Source organism: Cyanobium sp. Cruz-8D1, assembly GCF_024345975.1.
Taxonomy (GTDB): domain Bacteria; phylum Cyanobacteriota; class Cyanobacteriia; order PCC-6307; family Cyanobiaceae; genus Cyanobium.
This window is the reverse complement of the sequence record NZ_JAGQCD010000101.1, coordinates 1-2446: the sequence shown is the minus strand read 5'-3', so window position 1 is coordinate 2446 and position 2446 is coordinate 1. Positions and strand designations below refer to the sequence as shown.

At 66.0% G+C, this 2446-nt stretch carries 2 protein-coding genes; both read right to left on the bottom strand.

Annotation, left to right across the window (positions count from 1 at the left end):
• Window positions 1-1217, bottom strand: a 1217-nt coding sequence (locus tag KBZ33_RS21335; RefSeq protein ID WP_255012022.1) for an IS256 family transposase, incomplete at its 3' end; no start/stop codon positions are given.
• A gap of 727 nt (window positions 1218-1944) precedes the next feature.
• A complete protein-coding gene (locus tag KBZ33_RS21330; protein WP_255012021.1) occupies window positions 1945-2172 on the bottom strand; it encodes a DUF433 domain-containing protein in 228 nt (75 codons plus the stop codon).
• Window positions 2173-2446: the final 274 nt, after the last annotated feature.

Genomic DNA, 2446 nt, shown 5'->3' with positions numbered 1-2446 from the left:
AGGGCCTGGAGTGCAGGGATGTCATCCAGCTCCGGGATGAGGGCCATGCTGTCGGCGGAGAACATGCGGCGGCCCTCCAGCTGCCAGTGCTCGTGCTGCTCCAGCAGCACCGCCCCCACCAGGCGGGTGATCGCAGGGTCGTTGGGGAAGATGCCCACGACCCTGGTGCGGCGCTTGATCTCCTCGTTGACCCGCTCGAGCAGGTTGGTGCTCCAGATCTTGCGCCAGTGGTCCTTGGGGAAGTGGCGGAACGCCAGCACGTCCTCCTTGGCCCCGTGCATTAGTGATTCGGCCTTGGGGAAGCGCTCCGCCAACGAGATCGCCAGATCGTCCCAGCGTGACTCGATCTCCTCAGCGGTTTCCTGGGCGAACACACTGCGCAGAGCGGCGGTGACCATGCCCTGGTGAGCCTTGGGGACGCACTGCAGCAGGTTGCGGGCGAAATGGACCCTGCAGCGCTGCCAGACGCTTCCCTGCAGCTGGCGGCCGATCGCCTTGGTGAGCCCCACGTGGGCATCAGAGATCACCAGCTTGACGCCAGCGAGGCCTCGCTCCTTGAGGTGGGCGATGAATTCCGCCCAGAAGGGCTCGCTCTCACTGTCGCCCACCTTGAGGCCCAGCAACTCCCGGCGCCCGTCCTCGTTCACGCCCATGGCGACGACGACAGCGCGGGAACAAACCTGCTGAGCCTTGCCGAGGCGGCCCTTGAGGTAGGTGGCATCGAGGTAGACGTAGGCGTAGCCGCTGCTCTCCAGAGGCCGATTCAGAAAGGCCTGCACCTGCTGGTCGATCTCCTGACAGATGCGACTCACCTGCGACTTGGAGATGCCGCTCTGGGAGCCCAGCGCCGCCACCAGGGCATCAACCTTGCGGGTGGAGACGCCGTTGATGTAGGCCTCCATGATCACCGCGTACAGGGCTTGATCGATCCGGCGGCGGGGCTCCAGGATCGAGGGGATGAAGCTGCCGGCCCGCAGTTTGGGGATCTGCAGCGCGAGATCACCCACCTGGGTGGTGAGGGTGCGGGAGCGGTAGCCGTTGCGGTAGCCGAGCCGTTCCTCGGTCCGCTCATGGCGCTCGGCTCCCAGAACGGCGGCGACCTCCAGCTCGATCAGCTGCTGCAGGCCGCGTGTGGCCAGCGCCGGGATCAGTTCCCCGGCGCTGCTGCCATCCAGTAGCGAGGCCAGGTCGGGTGCGGCAGAGTAGGTCTTGGGCATGGTCTGTCTGGTTGAGGTGGTTCTCGAACCAGGGAAACGGGCCTGCCCACCCCTTGCAACGTCAGCCGTGGAGCCGATCGCCTGAGGTACGCGGCCCACCCCGGCTACGCCGGGGTGGGGGTTCCGGGAGAATTACACCACTGCTGGGGACGCAAGCCGCTGGAGGTGCAAGCGTCATGGCCCCAAGCGCAGGCGATGGGGCCAATTTAGTTGGGATCCACAGCCTGGAGCTGGGGACCCTGCCCGGCGCCCAGAAGGCAGAGCACGCCTCGGCACCGTGGGCACTGACCTGGTGCGCTGCGGTCCGGCCTTCGGGCTGCGCGGCGAACCGAGGCTGGAGCGGCCCAGAGCCGGGTGCTGCTGGATGGGCTCACGGATCGGGGGCTGGAGGCCATCCGGATTCCCTTCAGGTCATTTGTGGTACGCCTGAGAACTGTCATGGCTTACCTGCAGATCCGTGACCTGCCAGATCCCCTGCATCGACTTTTGCAGCGCCGGGCCAGCGCCCAGAAGCGCAGCCTGGGATCGACTGGGACGGTCAGCCTTGCCTGTTCAGAGGCAGGATCCGAACGCGCTCGCGGCGTTCGTCGGCCACCACCAGCGCCCCTTGCTCAATCTCGGCGGCGTAGGTCATGAGGAGAGAGAGAACCAGGGGGCCGATCGCATCAGGTCCGTATCCGGTGCTCGCGGATCGCCCACCTTGGACCAGTGCACGGCCTGATGGCCATCAGCTCAGGACCAGCGCCTCTTCTCGCTCTTCCATGCGCCAGGCCGCATAGGCCAGGGTCTCATCAATGTCGGCAGGTTCCAGGAGCGGGTAAGCCTGCAGGATGCGCTCGCGGCTGCTTCCACTGGCCATCAGACCCACGATGGTGCCCACCGTGATGCGCAGCCCGCGGATGCAGGTCTTGCCGCCCATCACGGCGGGATCGTGGCTGATGCGGGGAAACGCCATGGATCGATCGTAGACAGAAGCGGTGGATTCTCCGCCTCTGGCGAGGGCCATGGTTCACGGCCGATCAACGACTGCGGCGGCTGGCCGATCAGGTGCTGCCCCAGGGCCGACTGAAAGTCAGTCACAAGGCCGATTGCGGTGCCTTTCTTGGGCTGCTGTCCTCGGTTGGATTGCTCCTCTCTCTTGTCCAAGCCCGCGTCGCCTTCTGATCTGATCGGCTTTCTGCAGTCGCTTCCTGAGGGCCGCAAGCGCCGGGGCGTGCGCTATCCCCAAT

Bases quoted from the DNA above. Each gene is read 5' to 3' on its own strand.
- KBZ33_RS21330 (WP_255012021.1), bottom strand. From the start codon at position 2,172: ATGGCGTTTCCCCGCATCAGCCACGATCCCGCCGTGATGGGCGGCAAG.